Here is a 19767-nt window from a genome sequence, read left to right as displayed (position 1 = left end):
CGCTCAAGCGCCTTTTGACGTTCCCCTAGGAGATTCTATGACCATTCACGACGTTCCTTCAATCGACCGGCAGCAAACCCCGCCGGCCGTTACCGCTTCAGATAATGAGGGCTTGGATGCAGCGCTTTCGTCGAGGCGCCTAAAAAGCGCGATTGCAACCAGTATGGTACTTATAGCCCTATGGGGCGGATTCCACTGGGACGACCCTGCAAGCTGGGTCGTAGGTGTCCCCACAGCATTGATCGGCGGGGCACTTGTGCTGTTCTTGCCATCCTCCGCAACACTCAGACTCTCACCCCTTGGGGTACTGCGCTTTGCAAAATTCGCAATCATCGGCATTCTGCGTGGTGCGGTAGACGTAAGCTGGCGCAGCTTATCGCCCCGGGCACTCCAGCCCGGACTCATACCCTGGCGCACATACCTGCCCAAGGGTCGGCCGCGCCAGCTTTTTGCAGTGGCGATTACACTTCTACCCGGCACGTTAACTGCCCGGATTGTGGACGACGTTCTGACGGTACATGCACTCAACCCGTCGAATGCCACGCAGGCTGAAATCGCCGCGCTAGAGGCCCACATCGCCGCACTTTACAGGCTAGACTGCAAGGAGGTTTTATCATGATCCTAGACTACCTTGCGCTCTGTACGCTTGTGTCCACCCTCGCAGCTTTGCCCAGGCTTATTGTTGGCCCGACTGCCGCAGACCGTATCCTTGCTGCACAGCTTGCGGGGACGGGAACGGTTGCGACGCTGGTCGTTCTTGGTGCCGCTGATAATGCACCTGAGCTGTTTGACGCAGCGCTCGTTTTTGCCGCCCTTGCTGCGGTGACCGGGATCGCCTTTGTTGCCTTGAGGGGAACTCGGCCATGACGGCGGTTATGGATGTGCTGGGTCTGACGCTTATGACGTTCGGCGTGGGTTTCCTGTTGATCGCGGCTCTGGGGGTATGGAGCCTTCCGGACGTCCTGTCCCGACTTCACGTGCTGACCAAAGCGGATACGGCAGGAATGGGTTTGATTGCATTGGGAGCGGCTTGCCTCACAGGACGTCTGGATACGCTGCCAGCGCTTGGCCTTTGCGTCATATTGGTCGCGCTGTCAGGTGCCACGATAGGTCATCTTATCGCACGGGCGCATTTATCGGAGGCGGAACTTGAATGAGTTTGGCGTTCGATATTTTGCTCGCCTTTGGCGTAGTATTCACTGCTGCTGCTGCACTTGGCACTCACGACCGCGTCGCTTCTGTTGCGGGGTTCGTGGTAACTGGACTATTGGTGGCGCTCTCATTGGTGCGCCTCGGGGCGCCCGATGTGGCACTGGCTGAGGCCGCAATCGGCGCGGGTCTGACGGGCGCGCTGCTCCTACGAAGTGCGAGGTGTCTAAAGCCAGCGAAAAGGCCAATCTTGCCAAGCATTCAGCGGATTTTCGCAGTAATAATCGCGGCGGGTCTGACTGTTGCGCTCGTTTGGGCCTTTTACGTGGTGCCAAGCGCTACGCTCTATCCCGCACTTATCGACGAACGGCTGGCCGATAGCGGTGTGACCAACCCCGTGACAGCAGTCCTTCTAAACTTCCGGGCGTGGGACACCCTGCTTGAAATTGTCGTGCTCTTCGTGGCGCTTGTTCTGGTGCGAATTGTCGCGCCGGGACGCCCGCAACCCGTCGCACTGGGTGAATTGATGCTGCCATTCGCACGCATTATCGTACCCATCAGCGCCTTTCTCGCCGGACACTTGCTTTGGCAAGGTGCCAGCGAGCCGGGCGGTGCCTTTCAGGCCGGTGCGATACTGACTGGCGGATTACTTATCCTGATCCTAGGTGGCTTTGCAGAACACACACCCCGGCTCCTACATTGGGTAATGATGCTCGCTCTTTGGGGTCTTGCGGTTTTTGCACTCGCCGCACTTGGCGCTGAAGCCTTTACTGGGACACTCCTGCTCTATCCGGAAGGCGCTGCAAAACTCTGGATCCTCTTGATTGAGGCGGCGCTCACGCTTTCCATTGCCGCCACGCTTTGTCTGCTTTTTTACGGTATACCCCGGAGGCTCAAAAATGACATCTGACCTTGTTTACGTCTGCGCCGGGTCTGGCCTTGTGGGACTGGCGCTGTACCGCCTTGCTACCAGCGGTGATATGCTTTTGCGTGTTCTGTCGCTGAATATACTGGCAGTTGGGATTGCAATCCTATTTCTCGCGACAGCGCGTAATGGAGACACGACGGATGCGGTTCCGCAGGCCTTCGTGCTGACGGGTATCGTTGTTCTTGTCGCGGTCACTGCGGCGCTGTTGGCGCTGGCCGAACGGATCGACGGGGATCACGATGAATGACATTTCACTGGTCATCCTGCTCCCTTTGCTTGCCGCTGTTGGTGCGGCAGCGACGCCGCGCGCTTCGGCACTCTGGGGCCTGACTGCCACGATCCTGACTGCTGTTCTTGCCTTGTGGCTGGCGCTGGATATGCTCCAAAGTGGCGCGCGTAATGTGGCCATCGGCGGCTGGATTGCACCGCTCGGGATCGTTTTTGTCGCAGACGGGCTGACGGCACTGATGTTGCTCATGACGTCGGGCATCGGCGTAGCCGTGGCTCTTCAGGCAACTAGCTGGGGAGTTTCGCCGTCAAGCCCCGTGTCAGAAAAAGCACTATCGATGCGTTCGGGTTTCTGGCCACTTTGGCTCGCCACGTTGGGGGCCATGAACGCCCTGTTCCTGTCTGGGGACCTCTTCAACATCTATGTCGCGTTCGAAATTCTGGGCCTGACCGCTATCGGTCTGACGGCGCTTACCAGCACGCCAACCGCGTTGCGGGCCGCCTTCGACTATCTGAGCGCAGGCCTTGCGGGCAGTCTTCTACTGCTGCTTGGCGTGGCGTTGGCATATGGCGCAATCGGACGCGTGGATCTTGAGGCAGTGCCAATGTTGGCCGAAACGGTCGCCGGACGCATCGCGCTCGCGCTTGTTATTGCCGGTCTTGCTGTCAAAGCCGCGCTGTTTCCACTGCATTTCTGGATGCCCGCAGCACATTCAAGTGCTGCACCTGTAGCCAGCGCCTTGCTGTCAGCGCTTGTCGTCAAGGGCGCACTCTATGTCATCCTGCGCATCTCGATCGAGGGCGGCGCGGGCATGGACGCGTTACGCTTTGCAATTTCGGTGATGGGGGCAGGCGCCATGCTTTGGGGAGCTTGGGGAGCACTTCGGGCGACGCGGCTCAAGCTGCTTGTCGCGCAGTCGACCGTCGCACAGATTGGCCTGATCGCACTGGCAATTGGCGTTGCAGGCGACAACTTGCAGCAAAATGGTCTTTGGCATGCTGCCGCACTTTTGATGCTGTCGCATGCACTTGCCAAGGCTGCCATGTTCATTGCCGTCGGACGCATCGCAGAAGAATTGGGGCACGACCGTATCTCTGGTCTGAACCGGAAGGAGCTGCGCCCCGGTGCTGCCGAGTTTGCTTTTGCGATCGCTTCTGTCAGCCTCATCGGCTTGCCACCCACCGCAGGCTTCATAGGTAAGTGGATCTTGATAGATGGGCTTATCGCGCGGGACGCATGGATTTGGGTAGCCCTGATCCTTATCGGTACCGCTCTATCAGCTGCATATCTTGCCCGCGTCGTGTCGCGTTGCCTGCGAGGCGGACCGCATATTGCGGCCAACGCGCATCATCCAGCCTGGCGCATTGGTGATATCACAGCTCTTGGGCTCGCCACGTCTGCTCTGATCCTTGGCCTTGTCTCCTCACTCCCCCTCAGTCTTCTGGAGATCAGTACAAAATGAGCGAGTACCTTCCCATCGCGATCCTGATGACATCGCTTGGTGTAGCCCCGCTCATCTTGATGATGCCAGAGCATGCCAGTCGGCTGCGGACAACTGTAAATCTCGCCGCGGCGACCCTGAAGCTCGCGTTGGTTGTCTGGCTGACGGTCGTGGTCGTGCAGGGTGGATCGCCTGATCTGCGTTTCGCGGTTGCACCGGGACTGGACCTGCATCTAAAAGCTGATGCACTATCGGTTCTGTTCTTGGCCCTTTCGGCGATTTTGTGGCTGATAACAACTGTCTATGCGATTGGCTATCTGGAAAACGGGGTGGATCGCAGCCGCTTTTTTGGGTTCTTCACCTTATGTGTTGCATCAACCGTCGGCATCGCTATGGCGGGCAACCTATTTACCTTCTTGATCTTCTTTGAACTACTGACACTCGCGACTTGGCCGCTCGTTGTCCATCGCGGCACAGCCGAGGCGCATCGCGCCGGGAGAATCTATCTTGTCTATACGCTGGGTGGTGGGCTTGCGCTGACGGTTGGTACGATCTGGCTCTATGCACTGGCGGGTGAGGTGACGTTTACGCCGCGCGGCGTGCTGGGCGATCTGCCGCAGACCGATTCCATTGCGCTGATCGCCATCTTCGTGCTGCTCATCGCTGGCGTCGGCGTTAAAGCGGCGCTGGTGCCGCTGCATGGCTGGCTACCGCTATCAATGGTTGCCCCCGCACCGGTCAGCGCGCTTTTGCATGCTGTCGCAGTCGTCAAGGCAGGCGCCTTTGGTATCATGCGCATTGTCTATGATGTATTCGGGATTGAAAACGTTCAGGAACTTGGTCTTTCCACGCCACTCGCCCTGCTGGCCGCCTTTACGATAATATGGGGTTCTGTCTGCGCATTGACGCAGAATGATCTGAAAAAGCGACTTGCCTACTCGACTGTCAGCCAAGTCAGCTACATCACGCTTGGGATTGCGCTTGTCTCACCTCTGGCCGCGATTGGCGGACTGACGCACCTGATCCATCAAGGCATCATGAAAATCACCCTGTTCCTCGCGGCTGGTAACTTTGCCGAGGCGCACGGGGTCAAGACTGTGAGCGCAATGAACGGCATGGGCCGTCTTATGCCAATCTCGATGCTTGCCTTTACAGTCGGAGCGCTTGGAATGATCGGCATTCCCCCCCTCGCTGGATTTATGAGCAAATGGCATCTTGGTCTCGGCGGTCTTGAAGCGGGGCAGCCAGAGGTCATTGCGCTGCTCGCCGGGTCAAGCTTGCTGAACGCCGCTTATTTCCTGCCGATCCTCTATCGCGCATGGTTTCTTGATCCACCAGACCCCGCACCGGTCCGCCGCAAGCTCGGCTGGATGCTTGCTCTGCCGCCCGCCATGACGGCCGTCTTGATCATCGCAGCCGGTCTTTTCGCAAATGCACCCTTCAGCCCGCTTGGCTGGACCCGCTTTATTGTTTCTCTGGAATACCAATGATCGAAGTCCCACTCTGGCTTGTGCCCACTGTTCCGATGGTCCTGGTTATTGCGTTTTGCATTCCGGGGCTCAGACCCTATGTTCGGGGCCTTGTGCCGTTTGCACCGCTACCCGCATTGCTGGTTGGTTTGGCCGATCCAGGCCCGACGCCCTTGCGTCTGGACTGGCTTCTGTTGGGAACCGACTTTGCGGTCAGCAGAACCGCGGCGACCTTTCTGATATTCACCTCAATTCTATGGAGCCTTGCCGGGTGGCAGTTGATCAGGCTGCTGGCACGTGACCCTGCCCACGACCGCACCATCGCCTGCTTTCTTTTTGCGATGACGGGCAATCTGGGCCTGTTGATCGCGCAAGACATCGCCGCGTTCTATACCTTCTTCGCAATAATGAGCCTCGCCTCCTGGGGACTGGTGCTGCACGGCGGTGGCATTGCGCAGACCTTTGCGGGGCGTGTCTATATCATTTTTGCTGTCACTGGCGAGGTCGCTCTTTTTGCCGGTCTGGCGATGGGGCACTTTGCCACGGGTGATTTGCGGCTTTCCGCCATGACGGGCGACACCGTGCCCTTGCTTGCAACTGTGCTGGTCTCGACGGGGTTCCTGATCAAACTCGGGGCTGTTCCAATGCATCTTTGGCTGCCACTGGCACATGCCGCAGCACCCGCACCGGCAAGCGCAGTGCTGTCCGGTGCCATGTTGAAGGCCGGGTTGTTTGGTCTGATCACTGTTCTGCCGCTTGGTCAAACTGCCCTGCCCGAAGTTGCGGTGGCGTTTGCCGCGATGGCGCTGGCGGGTCTCATTCTCGCGCCCGTGCTTGGAATGGTTCAACAAGATCCCAAGGCAGTGCTGGCCTATTCAAGCATTGGCCAGATGAGCCTTATCCTGCTGGGGCTTGCCGCAGCACTCGCCGCACCGGGGACGTGGTTGCTGATCGCACCGGCACTGGTAATTCTGGCGACCCATCACGCTTTTGCCAAGGCGGCGCTGTTCCTTGGAGTGCCTGCGGTCTGGTCTGTAGACCGGGGTGCGATGCGCATTGTGGTGCTGGGTCTTATGGCGCTGCCCGCACTGGCCCTTGCCGGGATGCCTGTCACAAGCGGTTGGCTGGCCAAGTCAGAACTGAAGACCGCGCTGGAGGGTGCACCTGTGGAGTGGACAATTTGGCTTGGCACAGCGCTTTTTGTCGCAAGCCTTGGGACGGCACTTCTCATGTTGCGCGCGCTTTTTTTACTCGCAGGCGCCGCACACAAACCCAAGACTGCGCTCGACGTCGCACTGCCATGGCTTGCAATGACGGCACTAGTGATCTTTGGTCTGGAGGTTGCAAATATTTCACAGAACGTCGCCAAAACTGCCTCCTTCGCCGACCTCCTGCCGATTGTAACTGCCGGGGTTCTTGCGGGGTTGGGTGGCATGATCTTCCACTACGCAGGGCTTCGTATGGAACCTGCGGCGCCGGGTGAATTGCTCGGGATGGTGCACCGCGTTTCGCAGTCGGAACCGGCTCTCAGTCCTAAGCCAGCCAAACGCGCCCACCCTCTATTCTTTCGCGGCCCCACGACGGCACTCCTTCGACCAGAGCGCGGAGCGCTCGCGATCCTGAGCATAGCGGTGGGGCTGGCGCTTTTCTTGGCGCTTATGCCCACACCCGCAACAGTGTCACCTCCACCGCCTGCGGGCGTATACGCTCGATAAGGATTTGCCTTGCCAAGGATTCTTCGGTCCGGCTGGCTATGGCCCCACCAGAAGATGCATTTACAAACAGCCCCCACACGCAATCAAACCGAAGTTCGGTGGAAAGGAAGAAATTTTAGTACCGGATACGTCAAAGCCACGCAAGATCATGCAAATCACGAATGGCATAATCCAAACCGCACACATCGTTTTTTCGTGTCCGAAAGGGATGAAAAGAGCTCGACAAGCGTTCTTGTAATAATAAACGCAGGGCGCTCAAAATGATCAATAAACCTGCCCAATAACGAAGGGAGTTTAGTATAATTTATTCTGCAACGCGGTCAAACGTAGCCCACGATAATTTCCCCGAACGTTTCTAGAAAGCGCCTCTCTTCAAGGAACCGTCAAAGCGAAGGCGTCCACATCAGATTCGCGGCTCTGGTTCAGCTGCTAAGCAGATTTGATGAAATTGGGCGGTATTCGTAAGTAATGGCTGAAAGATAGCAAAGTTGGCATTGGTTGCGCTTCTCCGCCGCTTGGTCACAGCGAATTATCTCAGCATTTCAATCCATTTTGCAAAGAAACCGACCCACCATACTTCACATTAACACTTCTGGAACGGAGACATTACGATGGCGATCGCCTGGATAGTTCTAATCTTTCCGCTGGCACTTATGGTGGCCGGTGCCATCAGGTTGCGAGAGACAATCATGCCCGCCACACCGCCTCAATGGGCAGAGCGCGCGGCGTTGGTCGGCTTCGGTCTGGCAGCATACGCGGCCCTGCATGTCATTATGTTCGGCCCCACAACCTCACCCGTTCTGGGATTGGGACAGATTGGCTTCGAAGTTCTGCTAGATGCGGTATCGGTAATCTTGCTGTTGTTAACGGCCATTCTCGCTTGGGTTATTTTGCGGTTTTCAGCGACATATCTTCAGGGTGAAGAAAGGGAAGGGCATTTTACCTTCTGGCTGTGCGTAACGCTGGCGGGTATCGTCTTGCTGGTTTCAGCTGGGAACCTCGTGCAATTGGGTCTTGGTTGGCTCGCAACTGGCATCGGTGCGAAACGACTTCTCATCTTCTATCCGAACCGGCCCGGTGCAAAGCGCGCCGCTCGCAAGAAATTGCTTTTTGCGCGAAGTGCAGATGTTGCGCTGGCGGCTGGCTTGATGCTTGTCTACGCAGCCTATGGCACTATCAGTATACCCGATATAAACGCGGCAGCACGCGCAGGAGACATACCTGTGACAGCGCTTTTTGCCGCCTTATGTCTGGCCGCTGCGGCGGTGTTACAGTCGGCTCTTCTTCCAGTCCACGGTTGGCTGACAGACGGCAGGGAGACCCCTACTCCAGCTTTGGCACTCCTTCATTCTGGTGTCGTGAGCATGGGTGGCTTTCTGCTGATCCGCTTTGCCGACATGATGCTCGGCGCGCCCTTCATTATGGCCATTCTTGTCATTGTCGGAGGCTTATCAGCTCTCGCGGGGTCGGTCGTCATGTTGACGCAATCGGCCACGAAGGCCACACTGGCATGGTCCACGGTTTCGCAAATGGGCTTCATTATTTTGCAATGTGGTCTGGGGTTGTTCCCCCTCGCACTCCTGCACATCGTAGCGCACGCGGTCTACAAAACCCACGCACTTCTGACTTCGGCCGGGGCAGGTCTTGTCACTCGTCCAGCGGGACAAACCGGAAATATTATCCACTCGTCACCCTACAAATTCGCGCTGGGAATGGCCATATCGCTCACGATTTACGCCCTTGTCGTACTGCCGCTTGGCCTCGTAGAGAACTCTCCACAGGCGGTCGCACTTGGCGCAATCCTTGTGTTCGGGATCGGGTGCCTCGTAGCCCAAGGCCTTGCAGATGCAGCACCGCGTGCGCTGGTTTTTGAAATTGCGAGGGCCTCGGTGCTGTTCGCCACCTCGTATCTAACGTTTCAGTGGGTCGCCCAGAAATTGGCTGCTGGAACATTGCCCCCGACACCGCAGGCGGGTCCGCTGGAATGGATGCTGATCACGCTGGCGCTGGTGAGTTTCACAGCAGTCACTGTTCTGCAGGCACTATTGCCGCACTGGGCCAACCATCCTGCCGTTCGCGAAATGCATGTCCATACCACGAATGGATTCTACCTCAATGCACTGATAGACTGTTTCGCCAGCAACTGGAGAACCAACCCTCGATCCAAGGAGATCTGAGCGATGCTCATTCGGAATCAAGACTTCTCTCGCAATTTACTGGAACTCATTGCCGCGACCGAACAAGCAATCCGCAAAATTGCACCGCTCTTTCCGCTTTCTCGAGTCGAAGCGGTGAATCCTTTCGATGGCCTGAGCGACGATCCTATTGCTCTTGCCGCAGCGCGCCTGGAGCGCAGTGCAGGGGCTCGCCTTTTTCCGAGCCGTTCGGCCCAGCTGGACCGCGTTTTGAAGGGAGAAATTACTCTTCAGGACATTCGTATATCGCGTTCTGAAATCGCACCCACTTTTGATTTGAGCGAGCACGAAATCCTCAAAGCCGTCCATTCTGCGAACGACATGCTTCAGGCCATTTCAACCGTTGCTGACCTCGCAGCGGAACACAGTGGAACCGATTGGCCAAATTTTGTTGGCGAGCGAATAGGGGCCTGGGCCCAAAGCCATTTCGGCAGCGACGAACTCCTTTGGGCACAGCAGACCAACCAAAGCGCTTGGAACAGTTGGCGGGACTGGGCCATGACAGATCGGACACCTGAGATCTTCGATCTCACTGGCTTTCGTGATGCGATCAGCATCAGTAGGCACGATCATTGGGAGGCTATCGGGGACGCATGCGCCGCACTTGGTATCGACAGCGATGCAGCCCCATCGGTTTTTCACCGCCTTTTATGCGATCTGGGTGGATGGGCAGGGCTCGGACGCTACCGCCTGTGGGAAGCGGATCGGACCCAAACGCGCGACACTACTCTTTCGGAACTGCTCGCCATTCGCTTAACATGGGAGCAGGCCATTCACACGCGCTACGTTAAGAATGTGGGCCTAAAGTGGGACGCTCTGGTCCTTATGCATCAGAAACCGCTTCAGGTGGGAACGAACCATTTGATTGACGCCATGCTGCAAAGAGCTGCGGAATTGGCATCTGCCCGCCGCCTCGACACATTGCTCAGGCAAGCGGGGGACGCAGGCCAGCCCATTGAACCCGCATCCTGCAAAGCGCAGCTTGTTTTCTGCATGGACGTCCGCTCCGAACGGCTGAGGCGTGCGATTGAGATCATCGAACCTGAAATTCAGACCTACGGAACAGCTGGCTTTTCCAATCTTCCCTTAGTAAGCCAACCGTCCGGAGTAGGCGCCAGCGAGGTTGTGTACACTCAAGATCGGCTTCAGCGGGTCATTTCGCGTTTCTCGCGGGCAGCCGTCTCTAGCTTTGCTTATGTCGAAGCTGCGGGCCTGCTCCGCCTGGGTCCACTGGTTAATTCCTCGCAGTTCCACGAACGCTGTATCATCGGCTACGGACGCGCACCCGAATTAGCGCTCGACCCCACGAGCGAGGCTGCGGCTGATGCGGCGGAAGCGGCCCTCCGCTCTATAGGCATGACGAGAGATTTCCCGCCGGTAGTGGTCTTAATCGGTCATGAGGCACGTGTCACCAACGATGCGCAAAGCAGCCTCTTACAATGCGGGGCGTGTGGAGGACACGATGGCGCCATGAACGCCCGCACCCTTTCGTGCCTCCTGAACGAAACCCCTCTCCGCAAACTACTTGTGCTGCGTGGCATTGAAATACCTTCAAAAACGGTGTTCCAAGCCGGTCTGCATGACACGACAGGCGATACTGTTACACTTTTCATCACTGACCCCGTGGGGGACCGCACTCCGCAGTCGATGCGATGGCTGCACGATATCCTCGATCAAGCATGCGTTCAGGTGCGTGCCGAGCGGTCTACCGATCTGCCCGTTACTGCGCGGGGCGGCGATCTTTACGCACGAGGTGGAGACTGGTCGCAGACCCGTCCGGAGCGCGGTCTCGCCGGTTGCCACTGGTTCGTAGCGGCCCCCCGAAGTGCAACAAGAAACCGCGATCTTGAAGGCAAGGTCTTTCTGCATGACTACAAATTTGCCCACGATCCCGAAGGAAAATTGCTTGCAGAAATTGTTGGCGGTCCTTTGTTGGTCGCCGCACGGATCAACCTCCAATACTATGGCGCAACGGTAGCCCCACAGGACTTCGGCAGCGGCAACAAACTCGTCCAGAATGTGTGCGGCGGGATCGGGGTGCTGGACGGAACCTCCGGGCGACTAAGAAGCGGGCTTTCAGACCAGAGTTTGTTTCTCAACGGCAAACCTGTCCATGATCCCTTGCGCTTGATTGCGCGGATTGCAGCTCCGCAAGCCGCAATCGATGCCGCGATCTGTACCAGCCCGGAGGTGGAAAGCCTGGTGCAGGCTGGGTGGCTAGAGGTTGGAAGTTTTGACCAAACCCAGGTGTCCGGTATTGGCAACTGCTGACGCGGAACTACAATGAATTCTTTTGAGTCAGAAGTCATGTCATGTCATTGCAGATGTAAACGCGCAGCAAGAATACGGCCTGCGCCAGTTGTTGCAAGAAATTTAGCCAACGGTTGCTCTGAGGCTTCTGATATTTGAGGAGCCCCACTCGGATTTTCCAGACTGAAAGCCAGTTCATGATAGGCCGTCTATCGGTCGGTACGATGGGCATTGGCACAGGTGGGCGGTAGCCCAGAACATGACGGGGTCGTCTGGTTTTTTTCAGTTTATCAATCGCGTTTTGTGCCGCCCCCGGTCGTCGTTTAGGCCACGTTTCATTCGAAGCAACAGGGCTTTTCCAGCCGAGTGGCGGCGTCGTGGATTGTTGAAGCCTTTAATGTATTCAAAGGCGGCTATCTCTGCCTGCCGCCGCGTTTTCCATGGCCGTCGCCAAACCAGCTCGACCTCTATCTGCTTCGTAAGCCGACAGTCACGTGCCCGAAACACGTCTTTTGTAGAGACATTACATAAATTCCGGTTCGACGCGGGTTCCTCTACCTGGTGACGATCACTTGCCCGGCAGGGTCAATATCTTTAGCGGGATTTTGTGGCGATCCCGCAAGCAGGAGGTGGTCTATCTATACGAATTGCAGGACGGCCTCCAAGCCAAATGCATGATCGACAGTTGCACTGGTTCCTACAACGCCAAGCGACACACACCGTGACCTGCCCACCGAAACTTCCGCCACTTTAATGTAGAGTTTGCCTAACCTTTCGAAGGAGCAAACAGATGCGAAAGAGCCGTTTTACCGAAGCCCAGATTATCGGGATGATCAAAGAGCAAGAAGCTGGGATGCCGACGGCAGAGGTGTGCCGCAGACATGGCTTGAGCCCTGCGTCGTTTTACAAGTTCAAAGCCAAATATGGTGGCATGAACGTTTCCGATACCCACCGCCTCAAATCGCTGGAAGATGAAAACGCTAAACTGAAGCGCCTTTTGGCAGACACCATGTTGGATAACGTTGTCCTGAAAGATCTGCAGGGAAAGAACTGACGACACCGAATGTGCGACGGGCTGCAGCACGCAAGGCAATGTGGGATCATGATATCTCGCAACGCCGGGCGTGCAGGCTTGTCGGTGTCGACCCCAAGACTGTCCGGCGCGACCAACCGCCGGATAATCCTGAAGTTCGCGAAGAGATGAAGGCTATTGCCAGCAAACGGCGTCGGTTTGGCTACCGCCGGATCGGCGTTCTGTTGGAGCGCAAAGGCATGATCATGAACCACAAGAAACTGTATCGTATCTACACCGAGGAAAAGCTGGGCGTCAGACGGCGAAGAGGTCGCAAACGAGCACGTGGACCGCGGACACTAATGCCGGTCGCGTTGCGCCCTGGCGAGCGTTGGTCCTTGGACTTTGTGTCTGATACTTTTGGCGCGTCACGCAAGTTCCGCATGCTGGCTGTGAATAACGATCGCTGCCGTGAGAACCTCTGCCAGATGGCCGACACCAGCATCTCGGGCGCTCGGGTTGCGCGGGAACTTGATGCGCTTGTGCGCCTCTACGGAAAACCAGCTTGTATTATCAGCGATAATGGAACGTAATTTACCAGTCGTGCGGTCCTAAAATGGGCTGGCGAGAACGACGTGGATTGGCATTACATTGATCCCGGCAAGCCTCAGTAGAATGGTTTCATCGAAAGCTTCAATGGCAGCCTGAGAGACGAGCTATTGAATGAGGAAATCTTCGACACCTTAGATGATGCACGCCGTAAACTGGCCCTTTGGCGGTACGACTACAACAATGTCAGACCGCACTCCTCGCTGGAAAACCGGACACCATCAGAAGCGCGTCGAGCACTGGACCAATTTGAGGGCTCGGCACACGACGCGCTTGCCCAAACTGACGATGAAGAATATGGAATCCAAACCCGCAGACTCTCATTATGAATGAGGGAGCCTTGGGGGGCAGGTCAACCGCACTTGATAAACATGCATGCGACGCCGCGCACTTTGGCAAGCTATAGATGAGCCAAGCAGCCTGAAATCTAATCCGGATACATCCTGGCTGGTCCGCAAACCTCTCCAAGAAAGCAAGACCCCTTCAAATGACCATTGCTGGTCCCCCGGTTTCCTAACCATAGGTGCGGACCATTTCAAAAGGGGGAACTCTGTAAAACCAACCAACTGTGGGTCTATCCTTCTTCAGGCCAAATCAGATTTCTAGAAAAGGGACATCAAAGCAATTGGTATACCAAGCATGCCAAGAACTATGATTGCTATCGCAAGCCCCAACCCTTTGAACACATTTCTTTCATTTTCATGATACTCGATTGCAGGGACCGTGCTCGGTTTTTGAGAAACAGAAATTGGGCTCCCCATTTCCTCTTGAACTTGAGTGTTGTGTGACAAAAACCTTTCGGTTGCCGCTTCGTACCCAGCAGCGAATGCAAAATTGCGTTTTGAAACCAATGGACCGCGCAGCAGTTTGTCAAAGACGGCATTAGCGTAAAGTCCATTGGACAAGTGCACACGCATGCCCGCCGCTGCCGGATGATAGGCCCAGAGCGGCAACATCGCCTGCGCCACAGCAACAAGACCAAAACTGAACAACGTCAGAAGGATCAGTGCCCATTCCAAGGGTCCCGGTGCCGGTGTTGCTGGCAAGGTGCCGTCCATGAGCCATTCAGCACCGTTTTGCAGTGCAAAATACCCGACCGCACTAGCGACTGAAAAGGCGGCAGTGCGTTGTGTCAGGACGCGGGGGGCCGCATCCGCCAGACCCTGTGCCAGCAGGTATGCAACGCCAAAGATCAGAATGGCACCAAGCGCAATTGCCTGTGGCGACTTCCCTGTGACGCCAAAGAGCAAGGCCACAACCCCATAGATAACCAAAGCGATCAGGAAGGCACGGCCGACCGCAAGGCTGTTTGGAATTGCTACAGGGCCCGGCCTGCGGATAGCGGCGATGCTGTCAACGGCCATCCCAGAGGCCAAGAATGCGTGCGCTTTGTAAAGCGAATGGGCCACGATGTGCAGCAGCGCCAGCGAAAACAGCGCCAGACCGCATTGCAGGATCATGAACCCCATTTGCGCCACAGTCGACCATGCCAAGGAGGTTTTTACAGCCGATTGCGTCAGCATAACCAGACCGCCAAACAGTGCCGTGAACCCACCGATGATGACCAATACAGCCAAAACACCCGGCGCCAGCAGCATCACGTCCGCGAACCGGATCAACAAAAAGCCGCCTGCGTTGATTACACCCGCATGCAGCAAAGCGGAAACCGGCGTTGGCGTTTCCATAACTTCTGTCAGCCATCCGTGCATCGGAAATTGTGCTGATTTCAGGATCGCCGCAAAGGCCAGTGCCGCCGCTATCCAACCGGCCCCTGCCTGACCTTCGCCCAGACGTGCTGCCGCCAAAATCTCTGCTATATCGCCTGTCCCATAGACAACAAAAAGCAGCACAACCGCGACCAGCAAGGCGCCGTCACCTATCCGCGCAATGATCCACTTTTTATGTGCCGCTCTTTGTGCTGCAACGCGGCCTGGGTAATGCAATAAAAGCTTGTGCAAAAACAGGCTGGTAGAGATCCATGCAAGAAACAGTTGCAAGATGTTGCCTGCGATCACGAGCATCATCACTGCCGCCAGCGTCGCGCACAGCCAGCCAGTGAAAGGTCCTTGCTGTGGCTCACCATCCATGTAGGTCGCGGCGTACCGCACAACGACCCAACCGACAAAACTGACTAACAACAACATCACGACGCTGACTGCGTCCAGGCGGGCCGATATGCCCATCCCCCAAAAACCGAAAAGACTGCTGGTCGCAGATCCTTCCGTCACCAAGTAAATTGAGGATAGGACCGCAGTCGCCAAAGTGAGAAGGGTCGCGCCTTCGACAATACGCAACACCGCCCCCGGTCGCATCGCGGTCCCCCGAAAGGCAAGCACAGCGGCGACAATGAGGGCAAGAGGGGCCAAAAATGGCAAAACGTCACTCAACACGAGTGTTTCTCCTTGAAGCTGATAAAATGATTGCACGGCTGGGGAGGGTCATATCGCACCAGTCGGCCTTTGTGGGACGTCGATCGGGAGGCCTATGCTTCGCGGTCTACGGTGGTCTTTTTCCTTCTAACTTGCTTGGCGTTCTCTCCAAGCCCGGTGTGCCGTTATCAGGACATACCCGATCCCGGCATTTTCATTTTTTAACCGCCGTTTCGACCAGTTGGGCGACCGGGTTGCAACTAGCATGGAACAGATTGCTTTATCCCATTCTTGATTTCAGCATTTGCTCTGTGCAGACGTCTCACGAACGCATTGCGCTGGCGTCCGGCTCTTAGGCAGATGAGCATTCATTCAAAGTTCCTTTTCAAGCCAAGGGTTCGTTCGTCGATGAGGCATGTTGGAAAACGTTTACCTGAGAGAGAAACGCGCTGGGGCTGGGATTCATCCCCAGAAATCGGACAGGCTGGATGAAAAATCAATTTCCCCTGAAGGGATGAAAGTGACGGCAAGCGCGTTTTCGTAAGAACACAAAGGGGTAGGCAGATCATCCGCGGACTACTTCTGATCAACGCCAAGGGACACACACATGAACGTGCCGTCAAACTTTCCACTCTCAACTCTCGTCAAAGCCAGTGATACTGCTGCGCGCGCCATCCCACCGCTCTGGCCGCTGGCCTCTTCAGTCGCTGTGAACCCGTTTTTGGGTCAGGCAACTGAAACCCTGGCACAAGTTGGCGCTCGGTTGGGCCGTGTCGGGGGCGTGCCTGTAACGATGCCACGCGACTGGTACAATACCCGCATCACGGATGGCACAATAACTGATGCAGACCTCATCGGGGCCCTCAAAGCACAAGATGCCGCAGACTTGCCTGATCTGGCCGCGTTGAAAATGCTGGCATGCAGCAATGCCGAAACCCCAACACCGCAGCCGACCGTTGCCGACCTTGCAGCGGATGTATCCGGCATCGATTGGCCGGGCATCTTCGCGGATCGGTTTGGCGGATGGGCCGCCGGTTTCTTTGATCAGGGTCAGGCACTTTGGGAGGCGCCGCGCAGGCGTGGTGCTTATCATGCGTGGCGCCAGAATGCGGCCCATGATTTGACACCTGAAATCGCGGGCCTGAAAGGCTTTGCTCAATTCGTCAGCGACACGCCCGATACAGCAGATGGGGCACAAGCGCAGGCGGCAGGTCGGCTGGGGCTTTCAAATGGCGCACTTGAAACATATCTGCACCAACTACTGTTTTCATTGGGCGGGTGGGCGCAAGTCGCGCGCTATCATCTATGGCAGGCCGAACTGGCCGGTGGCAGCGATGACACGATCACAGACATCCTGACCATCCGGCTTTTGTGGGAACAAGCTCTTTTCGAGCAGTACAAAGATCAGATCGTAGACAAGTGGCAGATGGTGAAAGCGGCACATGCGGCACCCGTACTCCCGGACCCTGATCTAACGGTCAATACCATTCTTCAAGAAGCTTGGGAGCGAGCTGCGCAACGCGATCTGGCCGTCAGCTTTGCTGTCCCTGCCCCATTTACCTATGACATACGCCCCGCCTTGCAGGCCGCCTTCTGCATCGACGTCCGCTCCGAAATACTCAGACGCGCCTTGGAAGCTGTCTATCCGGGCATCCAGACGCTTGGGTTTGCGGGTTTCTTTGGCCTCACAACGTCACACAAAGGGTTTGCATCAGATGTCGATGAACTGCGTCTGCCGGTTCTGCTGAACCCTGGTATCACCTCAACTTCACAAGGCGACGACGTCGATGCCGACCAGACCGCCCGCTTCAAGGCACGCGCCAACCGCGCTTGGGGGCGTTTCAAACTGGCCGCCGTCTCGTCCTTTGCCTTTGTCGAGGCGACAGGCCCGATCTATGCAGGAAAATTGGTCCGTGACGCGCTGAAGCTTGCCCCGAATGAAGAACCGGCAGGACCGGCCCCGCGTCTCGACCCCGCTCTGGACCTTACCGCACAAACGGATGCCGCCGAGACGATCCTTCGCGCGATGTCGTTTACAAACAATTTTGCGCGGCTGGTCGTGTTGGCGGGGCATGGTGCAAATGTCGTCAACAATCCCTTTGCCAGCGGTCTGCATTGTGGTGCCTGTGGAGGCTATTCCGGCGAGGTGAACGCCCGCCTGCTCGCAGGGCTGCTCAACAGGGCAGAGGTGCGAAAAAGACTGGCTATGCGTGATATTGTGGTGCCCGACGACACCCTGTTTGTCGCAGCCCTGCATGACACAACGACAGATGAAGTGACGCTATATACACAGGACTGTCAGTCCGAGACCCACAGTTCCGACCTTGAAAAAGCGCGTTTTTGGTTCATGGTGGCGGGCAAAGCCACACGCGGCGAGCGGTCGCTTCGTTTACCCCGCACCAAGGGTGGTCTGGACATTAAATCCCGAAGCCGCGACTGGGCCGAGACGCGGCCCGAATGGGCGTTGGCAGGATGCAAGGCATTCATAGCCGCGCCGCGCCACCGCACGGCAGGAAAAAGCATGCAAGGCCGTGTCTTCCTGCATGATTATGATTGGACCCGCGACAAAGATTTTGGCGTGCTTGAGCTGATCATGACTGCCCCCATCGTTGTAGCCAGCTGGATCAGCCTGCAATATTACGGATCGACCGTGGCACCTGAAACCTTCGGTGCGGGGAACAAGCTCTTGCATAATGTGACGGGCGGCATCGGCGTGGTCGAAGGCAACGGCGGTACGTTGCGTGCAGGGCTACCGTGGCAATCGGTCCACGAAGGCGAGACCTATGCACATGAACCGCTGCGCCTGTCCGTTTGCATCGAGGCACCTCAAGAGGCAATAATAGACGTTATCAAACGGCATGATGGCCTGCGGGCATTGTTCGACAATCGCTGGCTGCACCTCTTTGCACTTGATGAAAACGGCCAAATGGCGTGGCGGTATGCGGGCGATCTGAAATGGTCTGCGATTGCAGATGTCTCCGAACATGCTTCTGAAATCGTGACGACCGATCAATCATTGTTCAGAACCTACCGTGAAAAATGTCTTTGAATTTTAAGAGTTTTTAAGCTTGCAGGTAACTTTTTCCGGATACGGGGCGAAACAACCTGCCGGGTAATCCGAGCCCAAGAACAGGGCAAATAGGCAGAACAGGCAGATGGAAGCAGCACAAGATTTCACAATGTGGGGGTTGTTTGCGCGCGCGACAATTCTTGTCCAGATCGTCATGATCTTGCTGGTCGCAGCGTCTTTCTGGTGCTGGGCAGTGTTCATCGACAAGTCAATCCAATATCGCAAGGCCCGGGCTGAGGCCAATGCCTTTGAACGCGCGTTCTGGTCAGGTGATCCTTTGGATGCCCTATTCGACCAGATCGGGGCAGATCCGGAAGGCTCAACTGGGCAGATATTCGCGTCTGGCATGCTCGAATGGCGCAAGTCGCATCGCCAGGATGGCGCATTGATCGCCGAAACCACTGCGCGCATAAACACGTCGATGGATGTGGCCATCGCCAAACAGTCATCCAAGCTTCAAAAAGGCTTACCGATTTTGGCGACTGTTGGTTCAACAACTCCGTTTGTCGGTCTTTTCGGTACGGTATGGGGCATTATGAATGCATTCATCGAGATTTCCGAGTCGCAGACCACCAACCTTGCCGTTATCGCTCCCGGCATTGCAGAAGCGTTGATGTCGACCGGCATTGGCCTTCTTGCAGCTATTCCGGCTGTGATATTCTATAACAAGCTGTCAACAGATAGTGAGGAAATTCTAGGCGACTACGAAGCCTTTGCCGATGAATTTGCGACTATTCTCAGCAGACAATCGGCCAGCTCACATGGGTGAAAGCATACAGAACTTGCGTGGTGACGGCGGCAGACGCGGTCGCCATCGTGCCCAGACAATTTCGGCAATCAACGTCACCCCGTTTGTTGATGTCATGATGGTGCTGTTGATCATTTTTATGGTCGCCACACCTTTGTCGATTGCTGGTGTTCCGATTGAGTTGCCTAAAACCTCTGCAACGGCATTGCCCGGCAATGAAGAAGAGCCGCTGAGCGTGACGATTACGGTCGACGGGCTAGTGATGATCCAGGAAACGGAAACCGCGCAGGATGTTCTGGTCCAGAGGTTGCAGGCAATCGCCACCGAGCGCGACAGCAACAGGATACTTCTGCGTGCCGATGGCCGGATTGAGTGGGACCGTGTTGTCGAAGTTATGGGGCTGCTGGATGCTGCCGGGTTTTCCGACATCGGTCTGGTAACGGATATCGCAGACCCTGCGCCGAACGGTTCTGAAGGATAATTCATACCAACGCTCGGTTAGTGCATCTCCGGTATCTGCCTTGTTGGGGGCGTTGTTGCATGGAGCATGAGGAGGTCGGAACGCGCCCTACCCGAGACGGAC

15 protein-coding genes and 1 pseudogene are annotated in these 19767 nt (G+C 56.5%); 14 read left to right on the top strand and 2 right to left on the bottom strand.

Features of this window, described 5'->3' with window-relative positions:
- Positions 1–37: 37 nt before the first annotated feature.
- The 10 genes from V7730_RS16305 to V7730_RS16260 all read left to right on the top strand — a co-directional run bounded on the left by V7730_RS16305 (position 38) and on the right by V7730_RS16260 (position 11397).
- Entirely contained in the window at positions 38–619 is a 582-nt protein-coding gene (locus tag V7730_RS16305; RefSeq protein WP_335748659.1) for a Na+/H+ antiporter subunit E, read from the top strand.
- Complete coding sequence (locus V7730_RS16300) at positions 616–867, top strand: monovalent cation/H+ antiporter complex subunit F (protein WP_335748658.1); 252 nt, start codon at positions 616–618, stop codon at positions 865–867. The genes V7730_RS16305 and V7730_RS16300 overlap by 4 nt, the downstream gene beginning before the upstream one ends.
- On the top strand, positions 864–1157 hold the full coding sequence (locus tag V7730_RS16295; protein WP_335748657.1) for a cation:proton antiporter: 294 nt from the start codon (positions 864–866) through the stop codon (positions 1155–1157). The genes V7730_RS16300 and V7730_RS16295 overlap by 4 nt, the downstream gene beginning before the upstream one ends.
- Positions 1154–2059: a hydrogenase subunit MbhD domain-containing protein gene (locus V7730_RS16290; protein WP_335748656.1), complete on the top strand. Its 906-nt coding sequence runs from the start codon at positions 1154–1156 to the stop codon at positions 2057–2059. The genes V7730_RS16295 and V7730_RS16290 overlap by 4 nt, the downstream gene beginning before the upstream one ends.
- The gene (locus V7730_RS16285; RefSeq protein ID WP_335748655.1) at positions 2049–2324 is read left to right on the top strand and encodes an NADH-quinone oxidoreductase subunit K; all 276 of its coding nucleotides are present in this window, start codon (positions 2049–2051) and stop codon (positions 2322–2324) included. Before V7730_RS16290 ends, V7730_RS16285 begins: the two co-directional genes overlap by 11 nt.
- The gene (locus tag V7730_RS16280; protein WP_335748654.1) at positions 2317–3768 is read left to right on the top strand and encodes a complex I subunit 5 family protein; all 1452 of its coding nucleotides are present in this window, start codon (positions 2317–2319) and stop codon (positions 3766–3768) included. The genes V7730_RS16285 and V7730_RS16280 overlap by 8 nt, the downstream gene beginning before the upstream one ends.
- Positions 3765–5237, top strand: a complete 1473-nt coding sequence (locus tag V7730_RS16275) for a complex I subunit 5 family protein (protein WP_335748653.1) — start codon at positions 3765–3767, stop codon at positions 5235–5237. The genes V7730_RS16280 and V7730_RS16275 overlap by 4 nt, the downstream gene beginning before the upstream one ends.
- Entirely contained in the window at positions 5234–6931 is a 1698-nt protein-coding gene (locus tag V7730_RS16270) for a proton-conducting transporter transmembrane domain-containing protein (RefSeq protein WP_335748652.1), read from the top strand. The genes V7730_RS16275 and V7730_RS16270 overlap by 4 nt, the downstream gene beginning before the upstream one ends.
- A gap of 611 nt (positions 6932–7542) precedes the next feature.
- Complete coding sequence (locus V7730_RS16265; RefSeq protein ID WP_335748651.1) at positions 7543–9108, top strand: proton-conducting transporter transmembrane domain-containing protein; 1566 nt, start codon at positions 7543–7545, stop codon at positions 9106–9108.
- A 3-nt stretch (positions 9109–9111) separates the two neighbouring features.
- A complete protein-coding gene (locus V7730_RS16260) occupies positions 9112–11397 on the top strand; it encodes a putative inorganic carbon transporter subunit DabA (RefSeq protein ID WP_335748650.1) in 2286 nt (761 codons plus the stop codon).
- Positions 11398–11658: 261 nt separating this feature from the next.
- On the opposite strand, the gene V7730_RS22700 is transcribed toward V7730_RS16260, so the two are convergent.
- The gene (locus V7730_RS22700; RefSeq protein WP_443070233.1) at positions 11659–11883 is read right to left on the bottom strand and encodes an IS3 family transposase; all 225 of its coding nucleotides are present in this window, start codon (positions 11881–11883) and stop codon (positions 11659–11661) included.
- Between the two features lie 283 nt (positions 11884–12166).
- On the opposite strand from V7730_RS22700, the pseudogene V7730_RS16250 reads away from it, so the two are divergent.
- Positions 12167–13326: pseudogene (locus tag V7730_RS16250) on the top strand (IS3 family transposase).
- Positions 13327–13599: 273 nt separating this feature from the next.
- Here the strand turns inward: V7730_RS16250 and V7730_RS16245 are convergent.
- Complete coding sequence (locus tag V7730_RS16245; RefSeq protein ID WP_335748649.1) at positions 13600–15387, bottom strand: proton-conducting transporter transmembrane domain-containing protein; 1788 nt, start codon at positions 15385–15387, stop codon at positions 13600–13602.
- Positions 15388–15973: 586 nt separating this feature from the next.
- Between V7730_RS16245 and V7730_RS16240 the strand changes: the two genes are divergently transcribed.
- From V7730_RS16240 to V7730_RS16230, 3 genes are all read left to right on the top strand, one after another.
- Entirely contained in the window at positions 15974–18415 is a 2442-nt protein-coding gene (locus V7730_RS16240; RefSeq protein WP_335748648.1) for a YbcC family protein, read from the top strand.
- Between the two features lie 106 nt (positions 18416–18521).
- The gene (tolQ, locus tag V7730_RS16235) at positions 18522–19205 is read left to right on the top strand and encodes a protein TolQ (RefSeq protein ID WP_335748647.1); all 684 of its coding nucleotides are present in this window, start codon (positions 18522–18524) and stop codon (positions 19203–19205) included.
- Positions 19198–19665, top strand: a complete 468-nt coding sequence (locus V7730_RS16230; protein WP_335748646.1) for an ExbD/TolR family protein — start codon at positions 19198–19200, stop codon at positions 19663–19665. The genes tolQ and V7730_RS16230 overlap by 8 nt, the downstream gene beginning before the upstream one ends.
- Positions 19666–19767: the final 102 nt, after the last annotated feature.

Origin of the sequence: Sulfitobacter sp. (assembly GCF_036961165.1) — a bacterium.
Lineage (GTDB): Bacteria > Pseudomonadota > Alphaproteobacteria > Rhodobacterales > Rhodobacteraceae > Sulfitobacter.
This window is presented reverse-complemented; position numbering and strand designations above follow the sequence as displayed.